A 2,658-nucleotide genomic window follows, 5' to 3' on the forward strand; every position below is an offset into this window, starting at 1 on the left:
AAATAAAGCCAATTATCAATTGTGCTGTCCTAAGGAAATAACAATATTACATTTACTAGTGAAAGTTTTAGAAATACAAAAGCCCCAACAAAAGCGGGGCTTTTTGTGATCGCGAGAGGATTCGAACCTCTGACCGTCCCGACTTAAAGTCGGGATGCTCTATTTAGAAGAGTTTATGAGGTTTTTGATAAATTTTTTTGATTTCATTTTTTTTACTTTTAACTCTCTTTGGTAAGCTTCATTCTTTGTTTCATAAAATTCAGAATAAACTATTTCCCAGTCTTTAGCATTAGAGGTAAAACCTTTGTGATTTGAGAGGTGCTTTTTTAAACGATTATCTAAGGTGTCACCCGTATGACCGATATAGAATCGATTAAGGTTTTTTGAATATAATATATAGAAGTAAAACGCCATAAAATATAAAGCCCCACAAAAATATGTGGGGCTTTTTGTGATCGCGAGAGGATTCGAACCTCTGACCGTCTGCTTAGAAGGCAGATGCTCTATCCAGCTGAGCTACGCGACCATTCATTCTTTAAAATCAAAATGAAATATTCAAAAATTGGTTTAACCAAAAGATCAATTTGTCGGGGTGGCAGGATTCGAACCTGCGACCTCCTGCTCCCAAAGCAGGCGCGATAACCGGGCTACGCTACACCCCGAGGTGTTTTTTGCGGAGAGTGTGGGATTCGAACCCACGCGACAGTTACCCGTCGACAGTTTAGCAAACTGCTCCATTAACCACTCTGGCAACTCTCCAATTTTATAAGATCTTTAGCATCTAAAAATGCGGTTGCAAATGTAAGTCTTCATGTTTTATGAAGCAACAAAAATACTGAATTTTTAGGTTTAAATTTTTTCGCAATCCAAAATAACTTTTGATTTGTTTTGAAGGGTGGTGAAAAACAAATATTTATCCCCACCATCTCTAATATTCCATTTCTTTTTTATGATGCTCACCGACTCAGGAAAATTGCGAACACTCACATTTGCTTTTGTATTTCGGTATGTTTTTTTGATTATTGGTTTACTATACTGAACAGTGTGTTGTAATAAAAATTTTCGGCCAGGAAAATCAATTAGCTCATTTGAAGTAAACAAGTGTGAATTTTTAGATAGTTTTTTTAGATTAAATTCATTGCAAAGTGCACCAAATAATCCGCTTTTCATTATTGAGGCATTAGGCTCGTATAAATATTTTTCAGGAAATTCTACATATTTTTCTTCATATTGATTTAGTACACTTTCAAATTTTTCAACGTTTCCTTTTTTTATATTGATTGTTTTAACCTTAATTTCATCTGTTCTGTTTTTGCATAATAACCATAAAAGTTCCTTTACCTCGTTTTCAACTGCCACTACATGAATTTCAAACACATGTTTTAGTTCTTTAATTCCTATAGAAAGATCAAGCATAGGAGAGCTTTTAATTAACAAGTAATTGCATTTACTCATTAAATATTCAAGGTGCTCTACAACATTTGGCAAACAGTCTTTTAAATAAAAAACCTTGCCCTTTAAATCATTTCGTCGGGATGGGTCAACAAACAATACATCAAAATGTTTGTTTCTGATTTTTTCAAGCCCGTTGCCAGCAAAACAATTTACTGATGCATCTAATTGTGAAAAGTTATGTTTTGCTATTTTGGAAAGGTTTTCATCCATTTCAAAATGATAAACTTCTTTAAAGTATTTTGAAAAAAAATAAGAATCAACACCAAAACCGCCTGTAATATCAGCAATTGAATTTCCGCTGATCAAAGTAGCTTTATACTGAGCTGTAATTTCAGATGAAGTTTGCTCTAGATTTATTTTTGGAGGGTAATAAATTTGACTCGTTTGATACCAACTTGGAAGTTTCTTTTTTGCTGTTTTTTTTCCTTCAATTTGTTGAATTAACTCTTTGTTTTGGATATTTTTAAAAGGACTTTTTTTAAGTGATAATTGAACTAAATTAGTCTTTATGTTTTCACTAATAAAATCTTGAAATGGTTTATTTAATAATTCTTTATTCAATGTGAGATTTAAATATTCTTTGTGAGTCCCTTGACAATTTTATATTCAAATAAAAATTCTTTTGAAATTACTTTTATTACTGTGTAAACTGGAACCGCAGCAATCATACCTAAAACACCAAAAAGTAAGCCTCCTATTAAAATAACCAAAAATATTTCTAACGGATGCGACTTTACACTATTTGAAAAAATTAAAGGTTGACTTAGAAAATTATCAATTAATTGACCAATAATAAAACCAATCATGACATAAATTGTTGTTGGTAAAATTTCTGAACTAAAATCTTGACCCAAATTGCTTGACATAGTTAAGAAAAGCATCAATATTCCACCAATGATAGGCCCTACATAGGGAATGATATTTAGTAGTGCACATAAAAAAGCAATAACGATAGCATTTTCAATACCAAAAAGTAATAAAATAAAGGAATAAAAGATAAATAAAATCAATATTTGAAATACCAAACCAATAAAATAGCGTGATAAAAGACTTTTTATTTTATTAAGAGAGTTTGAAAATCTGGATTCAAATTCGTCAGGGATCAAAGTCAATATTCCATTTTCGAGTAACCGGCTATCTTTTAGTAGAAAAAAGGAAATAAAAACAACAGAAAAAAGCCCTATGCTAAAGCTACCTAAAGCA

Annotated in this window: 3 protein-coding genes and 3 tRNA genes; all 6 read right to left on the reverse strand. The window is 31.5% G+C overall.

The genetic code is table 11. From position 1 onward, the window contains the following. Window positions 1-159 precede the first annotated feature (159 nt). Window positions 160-414, reverse strand: a complete 255-nt coding sequence (locus AACY61_RS12070; RefSeq protein ID WP_339611828.1) for a GIY-YIG nuclease family protein — start codon at window positions 412-414, stop codon at window positions 160-162. Between the two features lie 38 nt (window positions 415-452). Beyond that, window positions 453-526: transfer RNA gene (locus AACY61_RS12075), tRNA-Arg, on the reverse strand. Between the two features lie 61 nt (window positions 527-587). Beyond that, a tRNA-Pro gene (locus AACY61_RS12080) sits at window positions 588-662 on the reverse strand. A 12-nt stretch (window positions 663-674) separates the two neighbouring features. After that, a tRNA-Ser gene (locus tag AACY61_RS12085) sits at window positions 675-759 on the reverse strand. 90 nt (window positions 760-849) lie between these two features. Continuing rightward, the gene (locus AACY61_RS12090; protein WP_339611829.1) at window positions 850-2,016 is read right to left on the reverse strand and encodes a class I SAM-dependent methyltransferase; all 1,167 of its coding nucleotides are present in this window, start codon (window positions 2,014-2,016) and stop codon (window positions 850-852) included. Between the two features lie 8 nt (window positions 2,017-2,024). Beyond that, window positions 2,025-2,658 (reverse strand): AI-2E family transporter (locus tag AACY61_RS12095; protein ID WP_339611830.1); only part of this gene is annotated, 634 nt, incomplete at its 5' end.

This window comes from uncultured Planktosalinus sp., from assembly GCF_963973675.1.
GTDB lineage: Bacteria > Bacteroidota > Bacteroidia > Flavobacteriales > Flavobacteriaceae > Planktosalinus.